Source organism: Novosphingobium sp. UBA1939 (assembly GCF_002336885.1).
Lineage (GTDB): Bacteria > Pseudomonadota > Alphaproteobacteria > Sphingomonadales > Sphingomonadaceae > Novosphingobium.
In genome coordinates this window covers 1-21,948 of the sequence record NZ_DDFB01000109.1, presented here as the reverse complement: position 1 = coordinate 21,948, position 21,948 = coordinate 1, and the positions used below count along the sequence as shown (strand labels likewise).

Genomic DNA, 21,948 nt, shown 5'->3' with positions numbered 1-21,948 from the left:
TGCTTTCCGTGATCTCCCATCCACACCATAGCAGACCGAGAGATCCGGATTGTCACGAAGGTTACATTTGAACGCCGCCCGGCAAATCCATCAATACGCGCCGCCGAGCGCGTTCACGAGCGCGACGCTGGCGCGCATCTGCTGCGTTTCCACGTTGAGCAGCGCACGCTGGGCATCCAGCGCCTGCGTCTGCGCCGTCACCACTTCCAGATAGTCCGCGCCGCCATCCCGGTAGCTCGCCAGCGCCAGCGTGCTGCTGCGCACCGCCGCATCGGCCGCCGTCTTCTGGTCCACCACCTGCTGGCCGAGCAGCCGCCCGGCCGCAAGCGCGTCCTCGGTCTGGCGAAACGCCATGAGCACGGTCTGGCGGTACTTTTCGGCCTGTTCGGTATACTGCGCCCGGGTCAGCCGCACCTTGGCCGCGCGGCGGCCGCCGTCGAACACCGCCAGCGCGGCCGCGATCGGCCCCAGCCCCCAGAACGTGTTGGGCGCGATCAGCAACGAACCGTCCGTGGTCTGGAAACCGCCGGAAAGGCCAAGCGTAACCGTGGGGAAGAACGCGGCCCGCGCCACGCCGATCCGCGAATTGGCGGCAGCCATGCGCCGCTCCGCCGCCGCGATGTCGGGCCGGCGCTGGAGCAGCTCGGAGGGAACCCCGGTGGCCAGCGCCAGCGGCAGCAAGGGCTGCGCGCGTGGCGCAATGGAAAAGTCCGAGGCGACCGCCCCCACCAGCGCGGCGATCTCGTGCTCGGTCGCCGCCCGCTGGCTGGCCACGGCGGCTATTTGCGCACGCGCATTGCCCAGCACGGTCAGGGCGCGGCTGACGTCGATGCCCGAGGCAATGCCGCCATCATGGCGTGTCCGCGTCAGGTCATAGGCCCGCTCGAACGCCGCCACCGTCTGCCGCAGCAGTTCGGCTTCGGCATCCAGCCCGCGCAACCGGGCATAAGCGTCCGCCACCGAGGTCTGGAGGCTGAGCCGGGCCGAGACGACGTCCTCGTCGCTCGCCTGCGCTTCCGCGCGCGCGGCGGAAACCGAGGCGCGGATACGGCCCCACAGGTCCACTTCGTAGCTCAACCCGCCACCGACAATGGCGTTGTTGTAGGTTTGCGCGCTGCCATTGGACAGCGGGCGGTCGGCGGACACGCGTGTTCGCGCGAAGCTGCCGCTGGCATCAATCTCTGGCACCAGCGAGGCCCGCTCGCCTTTGACCACCGCCTGCGCCTGATCGTAGCGGGCGAGCGCGGCGGCGAGCGTCGGGCTGGCCTTTTCGGCGCGGTCTTCCAGATCGTCGAGCACCGGGTCGTTGAAACCCTTCCACCATGTCCCGCGCGCCGCGCCGTCCATCGGCGTTGCCGCCGCCCACCCCTTCACTTCCTTGAAGGCATCCGGGACCGCCACGCTGGGCGGATGGTAGGCGGGCGTCATCGAACAGCCCGCCAGCAATGCCGGCAGCAGCGCGGCGTAAGCCACCTTGCCCGCGCGCATTACTTGCCGGCCTTTCCGCTTTCGGAAGCCTGCACGTGCACACGGTCGCCGGTCTGGATCGCATCGGGCGGGGTATCGACCAGGCGTTCCCCCCTCGCGACGCCGGACGAGAGCAGCACCGTGGCGCCTTCGTCCCGCGCGATTGTCACCGGACGGACGGTCACGCGGTTGTCCTGCCCCACGACAACCACGCTCGGCCCCTTGTTACTGTAGAGAATCGCGCTGCCCGGCACCGACACCGCGTTGCCTCCACCACCGCCGACCTTGAAGCTGACTTGTGCGAAGGCGCCCGGCTTCAGGGCGCCATCGGGGTTGTCGGCCTGCAATTCCACCAGCACGGACCCGGACTGCGCGTCCACGGCACCGGCGCTGCGCGTCAGCACCGCATGGAACGTGCGGCCGGGATATTCCGGCAGGCTCAGATCCGCCGCCATGCCGGGCGCGATATCGGCGGAATAGTTCTGCGGCACTTTCACATAGATGCGCATCCGGTGCGTGTCCGACACCGTGAACAACGGCTGCGAGGAGGCGTTGCCCGCCACCACCAGCGCGCCCACCTGGGCCGATCGGCTGGTGACAGTGCCGGCGAACGGCGCCGAAAGCCGGGTGAAGCCCTGCAGCGCCTGCAAGCGCTTCACATTGGCCAACGCCGCGTTCGATACCGCCGTGCGCGCGGCAAGATCGCCGGCCTTCTCGTCAGCCGACTGCCGTGAAACGGCATCCTGCGCCAGCATCGCGTGCCAGCGCGCGGACGTGGTGGCGGCCAGTCGCTGGTTGGCCAGCGCCGTCTGGTAATCGGCGCGGGCGGCGGCGAACTGCTGATCGACTTCGGGCGCATCGAGCACGGCCAGCACCTGCCCCGCGCGCACGCGATCGCCGATGTCCGCCAGCCATTGCCGCACATAGCCGTTGGTCCGCGCATAGATCGCCGCGCTGTTGAACGCCTGCACGTTGCCTGGCAGCACCAGCGGCGCGCCATCGGCATCGGCCTTGGGCACGACCACGCTGACGGTGGGGATCGCCGCCTCGGCCGCGGTCTGGCGCAGCGTGCCCGTGGCATGGATGCGCACGCCCACGCCCACGGCCACCACGGCCAGCGCCACCACCACAGCGCCCATCCCGGCGCGCTTCAACCCGCGGCTGTCCGGACCGGACGAGATGGAAGGCTGGATTTCCTGTTCGGTATGCGAAGTCGTGTCATGCATGGCTGGGTTGCAGCTCCGGGGACGTGGCTTCGACCTTCCGCTTGCGGTGGGCGAAGCTGAAAACAACGGGAACGAAGAAAAGCGTGGCGATAGTGGCGCAGACGAGGCCGCCGATCACGGCGCGGCCGAGCGGGGCATTCTGTTCGCCGCCCTCGCCGAGGCCCAGCGCCATCGGCGCCATGCCGATAATCATGGCCAGCGCCGTCATCAGCACCGGGCGGAAGCGGACGAGACCGGCTTCCAGCGCGGCCCGTCTGGCATCGCCGAACTCCGCCAGTTTCTCACGCGCGAAGCTGACGACAAGGATCGAGTTCGCAGTGGCGACGCCCATGCACATGATCGCGCCGGTCAGGGCTGGCACGGACAAGGTGGTGCCGGTGCCGAACAGCATCCACACGATCCCGGCCAGCGCCGCCGGCAGCGCGGTGATGATGACGAAGGGATCGACCCAGCTCTGGAAGTTGACGACGATCAGCAGGTAGATCAGCACCACCGCGCCGATCAGGCCGAAGCCCAGGCCCGAAAACGCCGTGTTCATCGTGGCGAACTGGCCACGGATGGTCACGTTCACGCCCTTGGGCTGCTCCTTTTCCAGCGCCTTGATGGCCGCCTGGATGTCACCCGAAACCGCGCCCAGGTCGCGTCCTTCGGTCGTGCCGTAGATGTCGAGCGCGGGCTGGATGTTATAGTGCGAAATGACGGGAACGGTATTCCCGCGCGAAACACCGGCCAGGCCCCCGAGTGGCTGGATCGCGCTGCCGGCCGCGCCGGAGACTGGCACGTTCGAAAGGGCGCTGACGGAATCCAACAGGTACTCCGGCGCCTGCGCCACGACCGGGTATTGCACGCCGTTTTCGGGATTCACGAAGAACACCGGTGCGGTCTGCGAGGTTCCGGCCAGCGAAGCGGCGAGACTGTTGGTCACGTCGCGCTCCGTCAGACCATATTGCCCGATACGGGCGCGACTGACGTCCACGTTGAGCTGCGGCGCATTGGCCGGTTGCTGGATACGCGCATCGGCAAGGCCGGGGATCAGCTTCATCCGCGCCAGCAGCTTCTGGGCATAGACCCGCGATGCCTGCACGTTCCTGCCCGTGATCTGCACATCGATCGGGGCCGGCGCGCCAAAGTTCAGGATCTGGCTGGTGATATCGGCGGGCAGGAAGGCGAAGGTCGTGCCCGGAAAGCGGCGCGCCAGTTCGGAGCGCAGGCGCGATACCACGCGATCGGTCGGCTCGTGCCCTTCCTTCAGCGCGATCAGGATATCGCCGTCCTGCGGGCCGATTGTGCCGCTGTTGTTGTACACGGTGTTGATCGAGCTGACCGGCAAGCCGATGTTGTCGGTCAGCGATCCCAGCTGGTCTGCCGGGATGATCTGGCGGATCGCGGTTCCGATCCGGTCGAAGCGCGCCGCCGTATCCTCGATCCGCGCGCCCACCGGCACGCGGACATGCATCGCGATCTGGCCGGAATCGACGCTGGGAAAGAAATTGCTGCCCAGGAATGGCAGCAGCCCGAACGAGAGCACCACCACGGCGAGAAAGCCGACAATGAAGGGCTTTCTCGCCTCCAGGGCGCGATTCAGCAGGCCGAGATAGCTATCACGGATTGCCTCGAAGCGCCGTTCGAACCCGCGCTGGAAGCGGACCAGCGGATTGCGCGATCGCGGCGCGCCGGCAAGGTGGTGGTTCTCGCTCTCCGGCTGATGCGGCTTCAGCAGGTACATGGCCATGGTCGGAACGAGCGTGCGCGACAGGATGAACGAGGCGATCATGGCGAAGACCACCGACAACGCCATCGGCACGAAAAGGAAGCCTGCCACGCCCGGCAGGAAGAACATCGGCACGAACACGATACAGATGCACAGCAGCGAAACGAACGCCGGCGTTACGATCTGGGCGGCGCCGTCTAGGATCGCCTCCATCACGCCCTTGCCCTGTTCCAGGTGCCAGTTGATGTTCTCGATCGTTACCGTCGCGTCGTCGACGAGGATGCCGACCGCGAGCGCCAGCCCGCCCAGCGTCATCACGTTCATCGTCTGACCGAACGCCGCCAGCGCCGCGACCGCGGCAAGGATGGCCAGCGGGATCGACAACGCGATGATGACGGTGGACCGCCACGAGCCAAGGAACAGCAGGATCATCAGCGACGTCAGCGCCGCCGCGATGGCGCCTTCGTGGATCACCCCGCTGACCGCCGCCTTCACGAACAGCGATTGGTCGCCTACCGGCACGATGCGCAGGGCATCGGGCAGCCCGGCGGCGATCTTGGGCAAAGTGGTCTTCACACCATCGATGATGGCCAGCGTCGAGGTCGCGCCGTTCTTGAGCACGGTGAGCAGCACGGACCGGCGACCATCGACATGCACCACGTTCTGCTGCGGCGCGCTGCCATCGCGCACGAAGGCCACATCGCGCATGGTGATGGTGGCCCCGTTGACCACCTTGACCGGCAAGTCGTTCAGCGCGGCGACCGAATCCGGCGCGTTGTTCAGGCGCACGCTGTACTGCGTCGGCCCGATCTTGACGAAGCCGGCGGGGTTGATCTGGTTCTGCGCCGCAATCGCGTTGCCCACGTCCTGCGCCGAAAGGCCCTTGGACTGGAGCGCCAGCGGATTGAGGTCGATCTGGATCTGGCGCTGCTTGCCGCCCGAAGGATAGGGCATGGCAAGGCCCGGAACCGTCACCAGCTGCGGGCGGATCTGGTTCTGGCCAAGATCGAACAGTTGCTGTTCGGACAAGCCCTTGCCCGACATGGCAAGCTGGATGATCGGCACGGTGGAAGCGTTGTAGTTCAGGATCAGCGGCGGGGTGATTCCCGGTGGCATCTGCTTGAGCACCGATTGCGAGATCGAGGTGACCTGCGCGGTCGCCGTGCGGATGTCCGCGCCCGGCTGGAAATAGATCTTCACGATGCCAATGCCCTGGAAGGACTGGCTTTCGATGTGCTCGATATCGTTGACGGTGGTTGTCAGCGTGCGTTCGTAAGGGGTGATGATGCGCGCCGCCATATCGTCGGGCGGCAGGCCGGAATATTGCCACGCCACGGCGATCACCGGGATGCGGATGTCCGGAAAGATATCGACCGGAGTGCGCAGCGCCGCCAGCACGCCACCGATGGCGATCAGGATCGCCATCACGATGAAGGTCAGGGGACGGTGCAACGCGATCTTGACGATATTGAACATTCACGACTCCACGCCTTCTCCGCACATCGCGGAAAAGTCCGTTCACGCTTCCTCTCCCCGGATGCACCTGATTGCCGCCTGCGACCGAAGCCCGACCCCAAGGCTTCCGCGACAGCAAGAGACCGCCAACTGGAACGTGGCGGCGGTGGTGCCGCTCCATGCGCTTTCCGTCATGTTGCGTCTAATATATAATACGGCATGATTGATATGCAGAGCAACATAAACTGATGGATCTCAGGCACCTTCGCTATTTCCTGTGCGTGGCTGATGAAATGCATTTCGGCCGCGCCGCCGCGCGGCTCGGCATTTCGCAACCTCCCCTGAGCCAGCAGATCCGCGCGCTGGAGGATGAACTGGGCGTGCGGCTGTTCGACCGGACCAGCCGGCGCGTGCGGCTGACCCGCGCAGGCGAACTGTTCGCGCCCGAAGCGAGGCTGGCCTTGCAGCAGGCGGACTATGCCGCGCACACCGCCCGGCGCGCGCAGAGGGGGGAAATCGGGCGCCTGGCGCTGGGGTTTACCGCGTCCGCGCCGTTCGTCCCGAAAATCTCGCAGGCGCTGTACCACTTCCGGCAGGCGCACCCGGAAGTGGAGCTGAAGCTGGAGGAACTGGGCCGCGACGAACAACTCGACGCGCTGGCGCAAAACGAAATCGAGGTGGCGATTATCCGCGGGTTCGGCAAGCCCTTGCTCTCGTCCGATCTGACCGCGACCTGCCTGATAGAGGAAAGCATGGTGCTGGCCCTGCGTAAGGATCACCCGCTCGCCACACGCGATCTCGATCCCACCATCGCCGACCTGCGCGACGAGCCGCTGGTGCTTTACAGCGCGGCGGCCGGAGCAGGGTTCAACGAACATTTCTTCTGGTTGTGCGAACAGGCCGCCGTTCAGCCCAGGGTGGCGCACGAAGCGAACGGGCTGGCCACCCTGCTCGGCCTGGTAGCAGCGGGCTTCGGCGCCACGATCCTCGCCGAATCGCTGGTCCGCCTCCACGTGGACAATCTGGTCTACCGCCAGTTTTCCCCGCCGCTCGAGACGCGGCTATGGTTGGTCCATCATGCCCAGCTGTCTCCAACGGCACGCAATTTCGTGGAGCTTGTCCAGCGCTCCAACGCGGTTGAGGACGCCGCAGCCTGACGTCCGGAACGACACATCAACCCCTTTCGTCCACCAGGTGAATGGCTATGCTGACCGCCGAACAGCACAACGGCACGGAGGAACCGGCCGGGCAACGAACGGGAGGATGAAGGTATGCGCAAGAGAACCATCGCGCTGGGCATTGCGATCGTGGCATTGGCGGCGGGAGGCGGCTGGTACGCCAGTCTCGACAAGGAAACGCGCGGCATCCTTGCCGCGATGCCGACCAATGCCGATGTGCTGATGTGGTCCGAAAGCCAGCGCGATGCCGCGTTCCGGGCAATGGACCGCCTGCCGTTGCTGGCGCAGGCCAACGAGATCGCGCCATCGCCGCATCCGCTGGCCCTGCCCGAAGGGAAACCGCTGACGATTCCAGGGATCGATGACTATCTCGCCAAGCAGCGCGAAGCGGGGATCGTGATCCTGCAGGATGGCAAGGTCCGGTTCGAACGCTACGGGCTGGGTTTCGACGCGCAAGGGCGATGGACCAGCTTCTCGGTCGCGAAGTCGTTTACCTCGACGCTGGTCGGCGCGGCGATTCAGGACGGCGCGATCCGAAGTCTGGAAGACAAGGTCAGCCAGTACATTCCCGACCTGCGCGGCTCCGCCTACGACGACGTCAGCATCCGCCAGTTGCTGACAATGAGTTCCGGCGTGCGCTGGAACGAGGACTACGAAGACCCCAATTCGGATGTCGCGCGTTTCAACACCGCGAAGCCCGATCCCGGTGTCGACGCCACCGTCAGCTACATGCGCAAGCTGCCGCGCGCGCACCCACCTGGCGAAGTGTGGCACTACAACACGGGCGAGACGAACCTGATCGGCGTGCTGGTTTCATCGGCGGTGAAGAAGCCGCTGGCGCAGTACCTGCAGGAAAAGGTCTGGCAGCCCGCCGGCATGGAAGCCAAGGCGACATGGCTAAAGGGCAAGACGGGGCATGAAATCGCCGGTTGTTGCCTCCAGGCCGCCACGCGCGATTTCGCGCGGTTCGGGCTGTTCGTGCTGGCCAACGGCAAGGCGGGCGACCGGCAGATCGTGCCCACCGACTGGTTCGCGCAGGCGACAACCAAGCAGAAGGATATCGGCCACCCGGGCAAAGGCTATGGCTTCCAGTGGTGGACCTACGATGATGGCTCGGTCGCCGCGCAAGGCATTTTCGGGCAGGGTATTTTCATCGATCCGAAGCGGAAGCTGGTGATCGCGTCAAACGCCGACTGGACGCGCGCGAGCAAGGGGCCGGAGCCGGCGGCACGCGAAGCCTTCTACAAGCAGATCCAGGCACGGATCGACGCAGGGAACTGAGCCACAGCGTCTGCCGGGGTCAGGCTACCAAGTCCACTGCAAGACCATCGTCCGGCCGCGGACCGCTGGCAACCACGCAATCGCGGCCCCGCCGCTTGGCCTCGTACAGCGACCGGTCTGCCTGCCGGTAAAGAATCTGGAAATCCGCATCCTCGGTCGCGGTGGCGAGGCCGATGCTCACGGTGATGCGCCCCGCGCCGATAACCGCGCCATAGTCGGCCGCGGCAATATCCTCGCGCAGGCTTTCGGCGAACTGGGTCGCGGCGAACGCATGCAGTCCGCTGATTGCCAGGGCGAACTCCTCGCCCCCGAAGCGGGCCGGCAGGCACAGCGCGCCCTCCCACCGTTCCAGTTGCCGCGCGATGATGCACAGCACCTGATCGCCGGCATCGTGCCCGTGCGTATCGTTGACCACCTTGAAGCGATCGACGTCGATCAGCAGCAGCGCGAAGGGGCTGTCACCGGCGGCCGCACCCGATACCATCGGTTCGATCGCCTCCGTAAAGCCGCGCCGGTTGCGGAGGCCGGTCAGGGGATCGCGACGGGCCAGATCGTGCGCTATCGCTTCGGCCTGCAAGGCATGATCGCGCTCTACACGCAGACGGCCCAGGCGGCGCGTCGCCGAAACGGAAACCCAGATCGTCTGCCAGGTCGCCGCCAGCAGGACCAGCATCTGCGATCCCCCGCCCCAGAACAGCCGGTCCGTCGGCAGGAACTGCGTCACCCCCAGCGTGATCATCGGCACTGCCCAGGCAGCGGCGAAATCGCGCGCCAGCGCGTTGCCGCGCCGCCATGCGATGGTCAGGCTGACCGTGATCGCCGTCAGATCCGCAAGCACCAGCATACCAAGCACGGAGGCCCAGAATTCCAACGGCCCCGCGCGCATGAAGCTCAAGGGCACGCCCAGCGCGCCGATGCCGATGCCCAGCGCCAGCGTCGCGATCCGCAGGGCAACGGGTATCTCCCGGCGGTCGAGCGCGGTGATCGCGCCGAAGGTCGCCAGCATCACCGCGAGGCACGATAGCCCGGTACAAAGCTGCGCGGAAAAGCTGCCGGCCATGCCGGGCAGCACGAACAGGTTGAGCTGCGACCAGACGGCCCCCCAGATCACCATGCAACCCGCCCACGCGGCCTGCCAGGCCGGGAATTGCCGGCGCACCGCGAAAGACAGCGAGATATTGTACAGAGCCGCGATGAACAGCAGCATCAGCGCGGCGCCCACACAGGCGGCCAGCGCCACCACTTCCAGCGCACCATCGCCTTGCGTCGCCAGCCGCATCCGCAGCAGATCGTAGCTGGTCAGGCGGTCGAATTGCAGCACGATCGTGCGCAACGGCGCTTCGCGATCAGGCGCCGCGAACGCAATCTGCGCGCCGGGGCGCCAGTGCGTGCCGAAATCGCCGCCGTGCACGCCCTGCCATGCGGTTACGCCATCGGCATAGACAAAGCCCACCGACAAGGCGTCGAACCGGGTGTTGTGGATGCTGAGAACCAGATCGTTTCGCGGGATCGGAATCGTGTCCAGATCGACCCGCAGCCACAGCGTTCCGCGTTGATAGCCGGTTGGCGTACCGTTGCAGGAATAGGGAGAACGCGGCGCGGCACGGGGCGATTGCGCCATCACGCTGACGGCGTGGCAAAGGGAGTGTGGCAACGGCCAGTGCGCGGCCTGTACGGCAGATCCAAAACCAATGGCGAACACTGCGGCAAGCGCCAGCAAGGCGCGCCGCAACCACATCCCCCATCCGCCAGGCGAATCCTTCATGGTTCGCTATTGGCATATCTTCATCATCAAATTCTTACTGCCGCGCCGCCGTCCGGACGCGGCGACGGCTGGATCATCGCTGCACCACCGCGCCACCCGCTTCGAGTGCGGCAAGTTCCGCATCGTCCAGCACCAGCCATTCGTGCAGCAATTCACGCGTGTTTTCACCGATGCGCGGCGGGCGATGGCGATAGTCGGCCGGCGTGGCGGACAGCTTGGCCGGAAAGGCCACGGCGGGGATCTCCACGCCGTCCTCGCGCACGAACCGGTGCACCGTCTTGCGCGCGGCGATGAACGGATCGGCAAAGATATCGCGGATGGTGTTCACCGGTCCCGCCGGCACATTGACGGCCACCAGCCGTTCCACCAGCGGTCCGCCTTCCAGATCGGCCACGATTTCCTGGAAGATGCCCTCGATCGCGTCGCGGTTGATCAACCGCTGCGACCCGGTGACGAAGCGGGGATCGTCCGCCAGTTCGGGCCGACCCATCTCCACGCAGAAACTGCGGAACTGGCCGTCGTTGCCCACCGCGATGATGATCTCACCATCCTTCACGCGGAAGGTCTTGTAGGGCACGACCGTAGGGTGGCGGTTGCCCATCCTTCCGGGATTAACGCCGCCGACAAGCCAGTTCGACGCCTGGTTGGCCAGCGTGGCGATCTGCGTATCGAGCAGCGAGATATCGATATGCTGGCCCTCGCCCGTCCGTTCGGCATGGCGCAGCGCGGCCAGCATGGAAACGGTGGCGTACATGCCCGTGGAAATGTCGGCCATGGCCACCCCGGCGCGCAGCGGTCCGCCGTGTTCTTCCCCGGTGATCGACATGAAACCGCCCATGCCCTGCGCCACGAAATCGTACCCCGGCCGATCGGCGTAAGGGCCGGTCTGGCCGAAGCCCGTGATCGAGCAATAGACAAGGCGGGGATTGATCGCGCGCATGCTGTCGTAATCGAGGCCATACTTGGCCAGGCCGCCGACCTTGAAGTTCTCCACCATGATGTCCGCCCGCTCGGCCAGCCGCCGGATCAGCGCCGCGCCATCGGGATGAGCGAGGTTGATCGCGGCCGAACGCTTGTTGCGGTTGGCGCAGAGATAATAGGCGCTTTCGCGTGGATCGTCGGAACCGTCCGGCAGCTTCAGGAAGGGAGGTCCCCAGCTACGGGTATCGTCTCCCTTCCCGGGCAGTTCGACCTTGAGCACGTCCGCGCCCAGATCCGCCAGAATCTGCGTGGACCAGGGGCCGGCCAGCACGCGGGAGAGATCGAGTACCCGGACACCTTCGAGCGCTCTTTGCTGCTTGCCTGCCTCCACGCCCCGACTTCCTTGTCCCGTTGCCGGATCGGGCTAGGGATCGCGACGGCAAAACTCAAGCCGCATTGGCGCAACCATTCATGCCCGGTTGCGCCAATCGCGCGGGGTGATGCCATGATGATGCCGGAACCAGGTGCTGAACGCCGATGCGCTGGAAAAGCCCAGGAGGTCTGCGATCTCGGCAAGGCTTCGCGCCTTCGCCTCCAGTTGCCGCCGCGCCACGTCGATCCGCGCTTCGTCCAGCAGCGCAAGAAAACGGGTTCCTTCCATCTCCAGCGCGCGCGTCAGCGTCCGTCGCGACACGCCCAGTTGCGCGGCGACATGCTCCGCCGTGCAACGGCCGCTCGAAAGGAGCAAGGACAGGACGCGGCGGACCCGGTCGGCCATCGCTTCGGGTTGCCCCGGATCGCCGATCCGCAAAAGCCGGCTGGCGTAGGAGCGCAGTCCTTCCTCCGCCATGGGATTGGGCCGCTCCAGCAGATCGGACCGGACGACGATGCCATCGAATTCGGCATTGAAGCGGACGTGCGGGCCCAGCACGCGCCGGAAGCGGGACACATCGGCGGGCGGTGAACGGGTCAGGCATACCTCTTCCGCCTCCCACGCGGGTCCGGCAAGCTGCTTGAGAATGCGATGCTGCATCGCGACGGCAATATCGCGCGCCTGCACTTTCGGGCCGGGCACGAGGATGGCGGAGCGCAGGACGACGACATCGCCGAAGAGTTCGCGCGTTACGGCCAAGGCATCGTTATGCAGGGGCAAATAGGCCTCGATAGCGGCCAGCGCCGATCCCACGCTGGGTTCGTCGCGTGCGATCAGGCCGATCGGGCCGAGATTGGAAAAACCGCGCAGTTCGGAAAGGCGCAGCCCGAAATCATCGCGCCCGCAGGCCACGGCAGCCCGCTCCAGCGCTTCGTTCACGGCCGTTACCGGCACCCGCCGGTCCGGCTGTGCCTCGATGTCCGCCGGCAATCCCGCCGCACGCAACACGCGCCCCGCATCCACGCCATAACTGCGGCAAAGCGCGGTCATGCCGGTAACGGCCGCGGCGCGAACGGTCAGGCGGGCGATATGGCTCATATTGAAAATATTCTAGCGCAAATCAGAAAGATTGAACACCCCGTCCCGCCTATTCCGAACAACGACGAACGAGGGAGAGAGCGATGAGCCAGACACCGGTTTGCGACGCCATGCGCGCGCAGGGGCAATGGAATGCCGCCTGGGACGAGGCCGCCGCCATCGATGCGGAATGGGTCGAACGCTTCATGGCGATGGGCACGCATCCGATCGCCAGGGGCGTGCTCGATCCCAAGACCTACGAACTGATCGCGATCGCGGTGGATGCCTCCTGCACCCACATGTACGCGCCGGGCGTTCGCCGCCACATCGCCAAGGCGCTCGATCTGGGCGCCTCGCCCGAGGAAATCATGGCCGTGCTGCAATGCGTGGCCGTGCTGGGCATTCATTCGGTGGCGCTGGGCGCCCCGATGCTTGCCGATGAAATGAAGGCGCGCCGCCTCGCGCCAGTCCCCGCGTAAGCCAGCCGCAGCTCAAGGAGGCCCGACATGCATTTTCTCGACGATAGCCTGCTGCCCGAAAACCAGGAAAAGCTGGTCATTCAGGTCGCGCCCTATGGCCCGCAATGGTTGCCGGGCGATTTTCCCGAAGACATCCCCGTCTCGATGCAGGAACAGGTGCAAAAGGCGGTGGACTGCTACAACGCCGGCGCCTCGGTGCTGCACCTCCATTGCCGCGAGGCCGACGGCCAGGGATCGAAGCGCATCTCGATGTTCAACGAGATGGTCGACCGCATCCGCACCGCCTGTCCCGACATGCTGATCCAGGTGGGCGGATCGATCTCCTTCGCGCCCGAAGGCGAAGGCGCCGAAGCCAAGTGGCTGAGCGACGATACGCGCCACATGCTCGCGGACCTTTCGCCCAAGCCGGATCAGGTGACGATCGCGATCAACACCACGCAGATGAACATTACCGAATTGATGATGGACGGCGATGTCGACGGCACGATCCTGGAAAACCCGGCCTATGCCCTCGCCTATCGCGACATGTACCTCGAATCCGGGCCGAAGTTCTATCTGGAGCACCTCAAGCGCCTGCGTGACGCGCAGATCCAGCCGCATTTCATGCTGGCGCACATCGCCCAGTTCGAAACCGTGGAGCGGCTGATCCGCAAGGGCGAATACATGGGGCCGCTGATCCTGAACTACGTGGCCATCGGCGGCGGTGCATCGGGCACGCACCCGGCCGACCTGATCGAATTCGCCCGCCGCGTGCCCGATGGCGCGGTGCTGACGATCGAATCGATCATGCGCAACGTGATCCCGTTCAACACGATCGCGATCGCGCTGGGCCTCCATGTCCGCGTGGGGATCGAGGACAACATCTGGCGCCGCAAGGGCGAACGGATGACCTCGGTGCAGCAGATCGAACAGATGGTGCGCATTTCCGAGGAAATCGGGCGCGATGTTGCTGGTGGGGCGGACGCCAAGCGGATCTACCAGATCGGCAGCTGGTACCAGTCGGCCGACGAAACGCTGCGCAAGCTCGGCATGCCGCCGAACCGCCGGACGGGGCAGCGCGGCAACCCGATGTGGGAATACGCCTGAGAGCTGGAGGGGGCCTTGCCGGGCGTCGAAGGGCGCCCGGCAAGCGTCGTCAGTTGACCTGCCGCTCCCGCCCCTGCCAGTAGGGTTCGCGCAACTGGCGGCGCAGGATCTTGCCCGATGGATTGCGCGGCAGCGCGGCGATCACATCCACGCTCTTGGGCACCTTGAAGCCGGCCAGCCGTTCGCGCGCCCACGCGATCACGCTCGCCGGGTCGATCGCGTGCCCCGGCTTGGGCGCGCAGACCGCTTTCACCGCTTCGCCCCAGGTTTCGTCGGGCACGCCGATCACTGCCACTTCCAGCACATCGGGATGCCCGTAGATCGCGCTTTCGACCTGCGCGGGATAGACGTTCTCGCCGCCCGAGATGATCATGTCCTTGATGCGATCGTGCATGTAGACATAGCCGTCGGCGTCGATGTAGCCGGCGTCGCCGGTCGCGATCCAGCCGTCCTCGCTGACCGCCGACCGCGTCGCGTCGGGCAGGTTCCAGTAGCCCAGCATGTTGTTCGATGAGCGGGTCTGGATTTCGCCGATGCTGCCCTGCGGCACTTCCCGGCCTTCGCCATCCACCACGCGCACCTCCACGCCCGGCAGCGGCTTGCCGGCCGATCGCATCCGCTGGTTGCCGTCCACCGAATGATCCTCCGGCGGCAACATGCAGATCGTGCCGGTGGTCTCCGTCATGCCATAGGCTTGGATGAACTGCGCATCGAACATCGCGATGCACTGCCGCAGAAGCTCCAGCGGGATCGGCGAGGCGCCATAGATGATGTAGCGCAACCGGCTGTAGTCCACGCTGGCGCAATCGGGGTGATTGAGCAGCATCTGCAAAGCCGCCGGCACGATGAAGAAGCGCGTCACGCCCTTCTGTTCCACCGCATCGAACACCGCGCGCGGCTCGAATTCCGCCAGTATAATCGCGGGAAGGCCGGCCGCCAGCGCCATGACGCCAAGCCCGGTCCCGCCGATATGCGCGCAAGGCATGGCAACGAGAATGGCCTCGTCCTCGGCCAGCACGTTGTGCGGAAGCTCCTGCCCGCGCGATTGCTTGCGCAACCCGAACAGGTTGTGGTTGGACAGCACCGCGCCCTTGGGATTGCCTGTCGTGCCCGAGGTGTAGAGTTGCAGGACCGCATCATGAAGCCCGGCCGGCTGGAAGGGACGGGGCTCCGCCGCGGCGATCCATGCGCGCGCTTCACCGGCGGTGATGCACCGCGCGACGCCCTCCACGGCCGCGAAGGTATCGCGCATCGCATCGAAGCCATCGCCCAGAAATACCGCCTTCGCCTGCGCGTTTTGCACGATCCACGCCGCCTCCGGCGCGGCGAGCCGCCAGCCGACCGGGACCATCACGATGCCCGCCCGCGCCACCGCGAAGAATAACGAAAAATACAACGCGCTGTTCTTGCCGAACCATGCAATGCGATCGCCCGGCACCAGCCCCATATCGAACAGGCCGCTGACGATGCGGCGCGTCACCTCATCCAGTTCGCGGTAGGTGACGACGCCATCGGGGCCGTCGAGCGCGGCGCGGTCCGGCCTGTCTTCCGCCCAGAACGCAATGAATTCGTCGAAGGTGAAAAGCGCGGCGGTCCGTTCCGCCGTCGATGCTGCCGTCGATGCTGCCGTCGTCAGGGCCTCTGCCTGCGCCATATCCCGTTCTCTCCCTGCCTCCGCATTTCGCGGGGCTTTCGTGCCTTGCCGCGTGCGTTCAGGCACCCACGTCCTTCATTTGAAAAGCGCGAGCACGACATCGATGAATGTCATCCCGGCTATGGGCGCCGCCAGCACGAACAGCAGGTTCACCCCCACCACGCCCAGCAATACCCTTTCGCGCCGCTTGCTCAGCGTCGGCCGGCGCTCAGGCCCTGGCCTGATCGGCTCCTGCGGCGGCCAATAGTTGTCCAGATCTAGAAACACGCATCCTCTCCATGGATTCGTGGCCCCATGATGGCGCGATCCGCGCGAGACACCAAGCACGTTCCGTAGCCACGGCCGCCATCACGGCCAGCCCCGCGTTATCCGGCTGCATCGCCTTTCGGCGTGAAGCGCGCCACCAGATCGAATGCGTCGGCCGCAAACAGCTGCCTTACCCAGGTGACGTGCGCATCGCCGCGCCATGTCCGGCGCTCCAGCATCAGGCAGGGCGCGCCCTTGGCAATGTTCAGCAGTTCGGCGGCACGCGCATCGGCGGCTCGCGCACCGATGCGGTGCTCCGCCTCGGTCCACGGCACATGCGCCAGCAGCCAGGTACCCGGCGGGGTCCTGCTGAAATCCGCTTCCGCCGCGGCAGGAACGACGGCCAGACTGATCAGCCGGTGTTCGAATGCGAACGGAATGCCATCCGCCAGATGGAGACAATCGATTTCCAGCACATCGCCGCTGCCGCCAAAGCGATCTTCCTCGCCCCCCGCCGCCGCCACACGCTGCCGCGCGGACAGCAAGCGCAGATCGTAGGCCTTGCCGCGCTCGGCGATCGTCGCCGGAATGTCGGGAATGCCCAGCACGGCGGATTCGATGCGGGGTTGCGCCACGAACGATCCGGCGCGCTTGCGCCGCACGATCAGGCCCGCTTCGGCCAGCGCTTCGGTAGCGCGCGTCACGGTCATGCGCGCGCAGCCATATTGCGCGGCCAGTTCATGCTCCACGGGGATGCGATCGCCCGGCCGCCACGCGCCGGACATGATCTTTTCCTCGATATCGGCGCGGATGCGCTGGCTCAGCGACAGCGTTTCCGCACCCTTTCCCCGCGTCATGCCTCCAGCAGCCCTTTCACCACCCGCCGATACCGCGCCTCGATAGCCGCATGATCGCGATGGCGTCCATCGATCACGACGCGATCGCCCGCGCGCCAGACATCGGCGATGTCGCGCCGGCCGCCAGCAAAGACGAACGTATCGAGCATCGCATCGCCGCTGCGCGCCAAGGCAAGATCGCCATCGTCGCGCAGTACGACGAGATCGGCTGACGCGCCGACCGCAAGGCCGCCGGGTACGCCCAGCGCCTGGGCACCGCCGGCCACCGCGCGCTGCCACAGGCTTCGTCCAGTAGAAAGACCCGGCTCGCCCAACACATTGCGCGCCCCCACGACGAGGCGCTGGCCATATTCCAGCAGCCGCAGTTCCTCGCCCAGATCGATGCGGACGTTGGAATCCGATCCCACCCCGAAGGTGCCGCCGGCATCGACGAACGCGCGCGCCGGGAAAATGCCGTCGCCCAGATTCGCTTCCGTGATCGGGCACAGCCCCGCGACCGCGCCAGACCGAGCCATGTCCGCCAGCTCGCCGGCATCGACATGCGTGGCATGGACAAGACACCAGCGGCGATCGACCGGGGCATGGTCCAGCAGCCAGCGCACCGGCCGCGCACCGCTCCACGCCAGGCAATCCTCCACCTCGCGCATCTGTTCTGCGATATGGATATGGACCGGTCCATCCTCCGCCAGCGGCAGGATTTCCGCCAGTTCATCGGGTTTCACCGCACGCAGGCTATGCGGCGCGATGCCGACCACCGCATCGGGAAGGCCGGCAAGGGCGGCGCGGCTTGCCGCCGTCAGCCGAGCGAAGCTGTCCGGGCTCTCAAGGAAACGGCGCTGTGCCGCGCTGGCCGGCTGCCCCCCGAAACCACCGTGCGCGTAGAATACGGGCAGCAGCGTCAGCCCGATGCCCGTTTCGGCAGCAGCAGCGGCAAGGCGCGCGGCCATTTCGCCGGGATCGGCATAGGCGCCCCCTTCGGGATCGTGGTGCAGGTAATGGAACTCGCCAACCCGGCAGAAGCCCGCTTCCAGCATGTCCATATAGGCGCGCGCGGCGATCGCCTCCATCGCATCGGGGCCGATCGCGCCGACGAAGCGGTACATCAGATCGCGCCAGCTCCAGAAGCTGTCGCCTTCGTGCCCGCCGATTTCGGTGAGCCCGGCCATGGCGCGCTGGAACGCGTGGCTGTGCAGATTGCCCACGGCCGGAACGCCGATGCCGATCCGCACGTCGCCGGCCCGCACAGGCTGCCCCGCTGCGATGGAAGCGATCTTCCCCGACACGACCCCGATCCGCACGTCGTGCGCCCAGCCATCCGGCAGCAGCGCCTGCGCCAGATGCCAAACCGTCGCCCCCTCCGTCATTTCGATCATGCTGTCCACCATGGCCGACTCCGCCTTGCGCTCATTTTGTCTATACATTATTGAAGGCGCTGCCAAGAACAACGACTCACGGGAAATGCGATGCGCTGCGACACGATCTGGCAAAACGCCCGGCTCTGCACGCTGGCCCCGCACATGCCCGGACTGGGCGTGGTCGATGACGGAGTGATTGCGGCGGACGAAGGCCGCATCGTGTTCGCGGGCGCGGCGAGCAGCGCCCCCGCTTTCGAAGCCACGCGCACGATCGATTGCGCCGGACGCTGGATCACGCCCGGGCTGATCGACTGCCACACCCACCTCGTCCACGGCGGCAACCGCGCCGGCGAGTTCGAGATGAAACTGGCCGGCGCCAGTTACGAGGACATCGCGCGCGCCGGCGGCGGCATCCGTTCCACCATGCGCGCCACGCGCGCATCGAGCGAGGCCGACCTGGTGGCCAGCGCCCTGCCCCGGCTCGACGCGCTGATCGCGGAAGGTGCGACGACGGTGGAAATCAAGTCGGGCTACGGCCTTTCGCCCGAGAGCGAGGCCCGCCTGTTGCGGGCCGCCCGCGCGCTGGGCCGCGAACGCCCGGTCACGATCCGCACAACCTTCCTGGGCGCGCACGCCGTGCCGCCGGAATCCGACGGCGATGCCGATGGCTATATCGACCTCGTCTGCGACCGGATGCTGCCGGCCGTGGCCGCTGCCGGGCTGGCCGACGCGGTCGATGGGTTCTGCGAAGGCATCGCCTTTTCACCCGCCCAGATCGAACGCGTATTCGCCCGCGCGCGGGAACTGGGCCTGCCGGTCAAGCTCCATGCCGAACAGTTGTCGAACCTTGGCGGCGCGGCGCTGGCAGCCCGCCACGGCGCGCTCTCGGCCGATCACCTCGAACAACTGGACGCGGACGGCATCGCGGCGATGAAGCAGGCCGGCACCGTGGCGGTGCTGCTGCCCGGCGCGTTCTATTTCCTGCGCGAGACGCACCTTCCGCCGATTGACCAGCTCCGCGCGGCCGGCGTGCCCATCGCCATCGCCACCGACTGCAACCCCGGCACCTCGCCGCTCACCTCGCTGCTTCTGACGATGAACATGGCCGCCACGCTGTTCCGCCTGACGGTGGAGGAATGCCTGACGGCCGTGACCCGCAACGCAGCGCGGGCACTGGGCCTTGGCCACGAGACCGGCACGCTGGAAGCCGGCCGGTGGTGCGACCTTGCGATCTGGGACGTCGAAAGCCCGGCCGAACTTGTCTATCGCATGGGCTTCAACCCGCTCCATGCCCGTATCTGGAGAGGGAAATGAACCCCGCACTCGTCCTTACCCCCGGCTCGGTATCGCTGGCCGACTGGAAGCGCGTCCACGCCGGCGCACCGGTATCTCTCGCGCCATCGTCCGGCCCGGCGATCGCGGCGGGGGCGGCGGCGGTCGAGCGCATTCTCGACCGGGGCGAACCGGTCTATGGCATCAACACCGGCTTCGGAAAGCTGGCGAGCGTGCGCATCGACACGGCCGATCTAGCCACGCTTCAGCGCAATATCGTGCTGAGCCATGCTGCCGGCACCGGCGAACCGTCGCCCATCGCGGTCGTGCGCCTGATGATGGCGCTGAAGCTGGGCAGCCTGGCGCAAGGCGCGTCGGGGATCGCGCCGGTGACGGTGGCGCTGCTCGAAGCCATGCTCTTGCGCGGTGTAACCCCGGTCGTGCCCGCGCAAGGCTCGGTCGGCGCATCGGGCGATCTCGCCCCCTTGTCGCACATGGCCGCCGCGATGATCGGGGTGGGCGAGGCATTCTTCGCGGGCGAACGGATGAGCGCCGCCGCCGCGCTGGCGAAAGCCGGGCTGGAATCCGCCGTGCTCGGCCCCAAGGAAGGGCTGGCCCTGCTCAATGGCACGCAGTTCTCGACCGCCAACGCGCTGGCCGGGCTGTTCGCGGCGGAAACGCTGTTTCAGGCCGCGCTTGTCACCGGCGCGCTTTCGACCGAGGCCGCCAGAGGATCGGACGCGCCATTCGATCCGCGCATCCACCTGCTGCGCCGTCAGCCGGGCCAGATCGCGGTGGGCGATGCCTTGCGCGGACTGATGGCCGGCTCCGCGATCCGCGCCTCGCACCTCACCGGCGATCCCCGCGTGCAGGACCCCTATTGCCTGCGCTGCCAGCCGCAGGTGATGGGCGCGGCGCTCGACGTGCTGCGACAGGCCGCGTCGACGCTGGCGATCGAGGCCAACGGCGTCACCGACAACCCGCTGATCTTCCCCGAGACCGACGAGGCGCTTTCGGGCGGCAATTTCCACGCCGAACCGGTCGCCTTCGCCGCGGACATGATCGCGCTGGCGATCTGCGAGATCGGCTCGCTGGCCGAACGGCGCATCGCCATGCTGGTCGATCCCGCGCTGTCCGGGCTGCCCGCGTTCCTCACGCCCCGGCCCGGCCTCAATTCCGGCTTCATGATCCCGCAAGTCACCGCCGCCGCGCTGGTCAGCGAGAACAAGCAGCGCGCCTATCCCGCCAGCGTCGATTCCATACCCACCTCGGCCAACCAGGAAGACCATGTCTCGATGGCCGCGCACGGCGCCCGCCGCCTGATGGGCATGGCGCGCAACGCCAGCGCCGTGATCGGGATCGAGGCGCTGGCCGCGGCGCAAGGGTGCGATTTTCATGCCCCGCTGGCATCGAGCGCGGCGCTGGAAGCCGCCCGCGCCCTGATCCGCGCGCACGTGCCGCATCTGGACGACGACCGCCATTTCCATCCCGACATGGAAGCGGCCAACGCCCTTGTCCGTTCGGGCGCGCTCGCCACCGCGACCGGCGCGGACCTGCCGGGAATCGCATGACCGGCTGGCTCCATATCCACCGGGGCGATGCGCCGCTGGTCGTGGCCTTCCCCCACACCGGAACGGACATTCCGGACGATGTCGCGCCGGCGTTCCGTTCGCCGTGGCTGGCGCGCAAGGATGCCGACTGGTGGATCGACCGGCTCTACGATTTCGCCACCACGCTGGGCGCGACCACGATCCGCACCACGATTTCGCGCAGCGTGATCGACGTGAATCGCGATCCCTCGGGCGCATCGCTCTATCCCGGCAAGGCGACCACCGCGCTCTGCCCGGTCGATACGTTCGATGGCGAACCGCTCTACCTTCCCGGCGCAGAACCGGACGCGGCGGAGATCGCCCGGCGGCGCGAATGCTATTTCGCCCCCTATCACGCGGCGATAACCACCGAGATCGCGCGTCTCCGGCAGGTCCACACACGGGTCGTGCTCTATGACGCGCATGCGATCCGCTCGGTCGTGCCGCGCCTGTTCGATGGCACGCTGCCCCAGTTCAACATCGGCACGTTCGACAACGCGGCCTGTGATCCCTCGCTGGCGGAAATGATCGCCGGCATCGCCGCCGCATCCCCGTTCGACCACGTCGTCAACGGCCGCTTCAAGGGCGGCTGGACCACGCGGCACTATGGCCGCCCCGCCGACGGCATCCACGCCGTGCAGATGGAACTCGCCTGCCGGGGCTACATGGACGATCCCGCCGGGCCGCTGGATCACGCCAACTGGCCATCCCCCTACCAGCCCGAACGCGCCGAAGCGCTGCGTTCGGTGCTCACCACGATGCTCGAAGCATGTCTCGATTTCGCGAGAGGACAATCATGACCCGTATCGACAACAGCCGCGTCATCCGCCCGGCCACCGGCACCGAACTTTCCGCACGAAGCTGGCTGACCGAAGCCCCGCTGCGGATGCTGATGAACAACCTGCATCCCGATGTGGCCGAACGGCCAGAGGAACTCGTCGTCTATGGCGGCATCG

The 21,948-nt window shown here is 66.7% G+C and carries 18 protein-coding genes; 8 read left to right on the top strand and 10 right to left on the bottom strand.

Annotated elements, in window-relative coordinates; translation table 11 throughout:
* Nucleotides 1-90: 90 nt before the first annotated feature.
* From B3547_RS13710 to B3547_RS13700, 3 genes are read right to left on the bottom strand one after another with little or no spacing between them, the layout of a single operon-like run.
* Nucleotides 91-1,488 carry an efflux transporter outer membrane subunit gene (locus B3547_RS13710; RefSeq protein WP_292964021.1) on the bottom strand — a complete coding sequence of 466 codons (1,398 nt, stop codon included), beginning with the start codon at nt 1,486-1,488 and terminating at the stop codon, nt 91-93.
* Nucleotides 1,488-2,693, bottom strand: coding sequence for an efflux RND transporter periplasmic adaptor subunit (locus B3547_RS13705; RefSeq protein WP_292964020.1), 1,206 nt, complete (start codon nt 2,691-2,693; stop codon nt 1,488-1,490). Before B3547_RS13705 ends, B3547_RS13710 begins: the two co-directional genes overlap by 1 nt.
* Nucleotides 2,686-5,880 carry an efflux RND transporter permease subunit gene (locus B3547_RS13700; protein WP_194920340.1) on the bottom strand — a complete coding sequence of 1,065 codons (3,195 nt, stop codon included), beginning with the start codon at nt 5,878-5,880 and terminating at the stop codon, nt 2,686-2,688. Before B3547_RS13700 ends, B3547_RS13705 begins: the two co-directional genes overlap by 8 nt.
* A 227-nt stretch (nt 5,881-6,107) precedes the next feature.
* Here B3547_RS13700 and B3547_RS13695 point away from each other — a divergent pair, with 227 nt between their 5' ends.
* On the top strand, nt 6,108-7,016 hold the full coding sequence (locus tag B3547_RS13695; RefSeq protein WP_292964016.1) for a LysR substrate-binding domain-containing protein: 909 nt from the start codon (nt 6,108-6,110) through the stop codon (nt 7,014-7,016).
* Nucleotides 7,017-7,130: 114 nt separating this feature from the next.
* Nucleotides 7,131-8,318: a serine hydrolase domain-containing protein gene (locus tag B3547_RS13690; protein WP_292964014.1), complete on the top strand. Its 1,188-nt coding sequence runs from the start codon at nt 7,131-7,133 to the stop codon at nt 8,316-8,318.
* Nucleotides 8,319-8,337: 19 nt separating this feature from the next.
* On the opposite strand, the gene B3547_RS13685 is transcribed toward B3547_RS13690, so the two are convergent.
* From B3547_RS13685 to B3547_RS13675, 3 genes are all read right to left on the bottom strand, one after another.
* Nucleotides 8,338-9,939: a GGDEF domain-containing protein gene (locus B3547_RS13685; protein ID WP_292964012.1), complete on the bottom strand. Its 1,602-nt coding sequence runs from the start codon at nt 9,937-9,939 to the stop codon at nt 8,338-8,340.
* A gap of 217 nt (nt 9,940-10,156) precedes the next feature.
* A complete protein-coding gene (locus B3547_RS13680) occupies nt 10,157-11,395 on the bottom strand; it encodes a CaiB/BaiF CoA transferase family protein (RefSeq protein ID WP_292964010.1) in 1,239 nt (412 codons plus the stop codon).
* 78 nt (nt 11,396-11,473) lie between these two features.
* Complete coding sequence (locus tag B3547_RS13675) at nt 11,474-12,475, bottom strand: AraC family transcriptional regulator (RefSeq protein ID WP_124808769.1); 1,002 nt, start codon at nt 12,473-12,475, stop codon at nt 11,474-11,476.
* 83 nt (nt 12,476-12,558) lie between these two features.
* On the opposite strand from B3547_RS13675, the gene B3547_RS13670 reads away from it, so the two are divergent.
* Nucleotides 12,559-12,933 carry a carboxymuconolactone decarboxylase family protein gene (locus B3547_RS13670; protein WP_292964007.1) on the top strand — a complete coding sequence of 125 codons (375 nt, stop codon included), beginning with the start codon at nt 12,559-12,561 and terminating at the stop codon, nt 12,931-12,933.
* 27 nt (nt 12,934-12,960) lie between these two features.
* Nucleotides 12,961-14,019 (top strand): 3-keto-5-aminohexanoate cleavage protein, encoded by a 1,059-nt coding sequence (locus tag B3547_RS13665; protein ID WP_124808768.1) that lies wholly within the window; start codon nt 12,961-12,963, stop codon nt 14,017-14,019.
* A gap of 49 nt (nt 14,020-14,068) precedes the next feature.
* Here B3547_RS13665 and B3547_RS13660 read toward each other — a convergent pair whose 3' ends face one another.
* The 4 genes from B3547_RS13660 to B3547_RS13645 all read right to left on the bottom strand — a co-directional run bounded on the left by B3547_RS13660 (nt 14,069) and on the right by B3547_RS13645 (nt 18,149).
* The gene (locus B3547_RS13660) at nt 14,069-15,673 is read right to left on the bottom strand and encodes a fatty acid--CoA ligase (protein WP_292964005.1); all 1,605 of its coding nucleotides are present in this window, start codon (nt 15,671-15,673) and stop codon (nt 14,069-14,071) included.
* A 75-nt stretch (nt 15,674-15,748) separates the two neighbouring features.
* Nucleotides 15,749-15,940, bottom strand: coding sequence for a hypothetical protein (locus tag B3547_RS13655; protein WP_292964003.1), 192 nt, complete (start codon nt 15,938-15,940; stop codon nt 15,749-15,751).
* A 98-nt stretch (nt 15,941-16,038) separates the two neighbouring features.
* The gene (gene hutC, locus B3547_RS13650) at nt 16,039-16,776 is read right to left on the bottom strand and encodes a histidine utilization repressor (protein ID WP_292964001.1); all 738 of its coding nucleotides are present in this window, start codon (nt 16,774-16,776) and stop codon (nt 16,039-16,041) included.
* Nucleotides 16,773-18,149, bottom strand: coding sequence for a formimidoylglutamate deiminase (locus B3547_RS13645; protein WP_292963999.1), 1,377 nt, complete (start codon nt 18,147-18,149; stop codon nt 16,773-16,775). Before B3547_RS13645 ends, hutC begins: the two co-directional genes overlap by 4 nt.
* Before the next feature lie 90 nt (nt 18,150-18,239).
* On the opposite strand from B3547_RS13645, the gene hutI reads away from it, so the two are divergent.
* From hutI to B3547_RS13625, 4 genes are all read left to right on the top strand, one after another.
* Nucleotides 18,240-19,445, top strand: coding sequence for an imidazolonepropionase (gene hutI / locus B3547_RS13640; RefSeq protein WP_292963997.1), 1,206 nt, complete (start codon nt 18,240-18,242; stop codon nt 19,443-19,445).
* Entirely contained in the window at nt 19,442-20,974 is a 1,533-nt protein-coding gene (gene hutH, locus B3547_RS13635; RefSeq protein WP_292963995.1) for a histidine ammonia-lyase, read from the top strand. The genes hutI and hutH overlap by 4 nt, the downstream gene beginning before the upstream one ends.
* The gene (hutG, locus tag B3547_RS13630; RefSeq protein WP_292963993.1) at nt 20,971-21,792 is read left to right on the top strand and encodes an N-formylglutamate deformylase; all 822 of its coding nucleotides are present in this window, start codon (nt 20,971-20,973) and stop codon (nt 21,790-21,792) included. Before hutH ends, hutG begins: the two co-directional genes overlap by 4 nt.
* The coding region (locus B3547_RS13625) for a hypothetical protein (RefSeq protein WP_292964180.1) at nt 21,789-21,948 on the top strand (160 nt) is incomplete at its 3' end. The genes hutG and B3547_RS13625, both read left to right, overlap by 4 nt.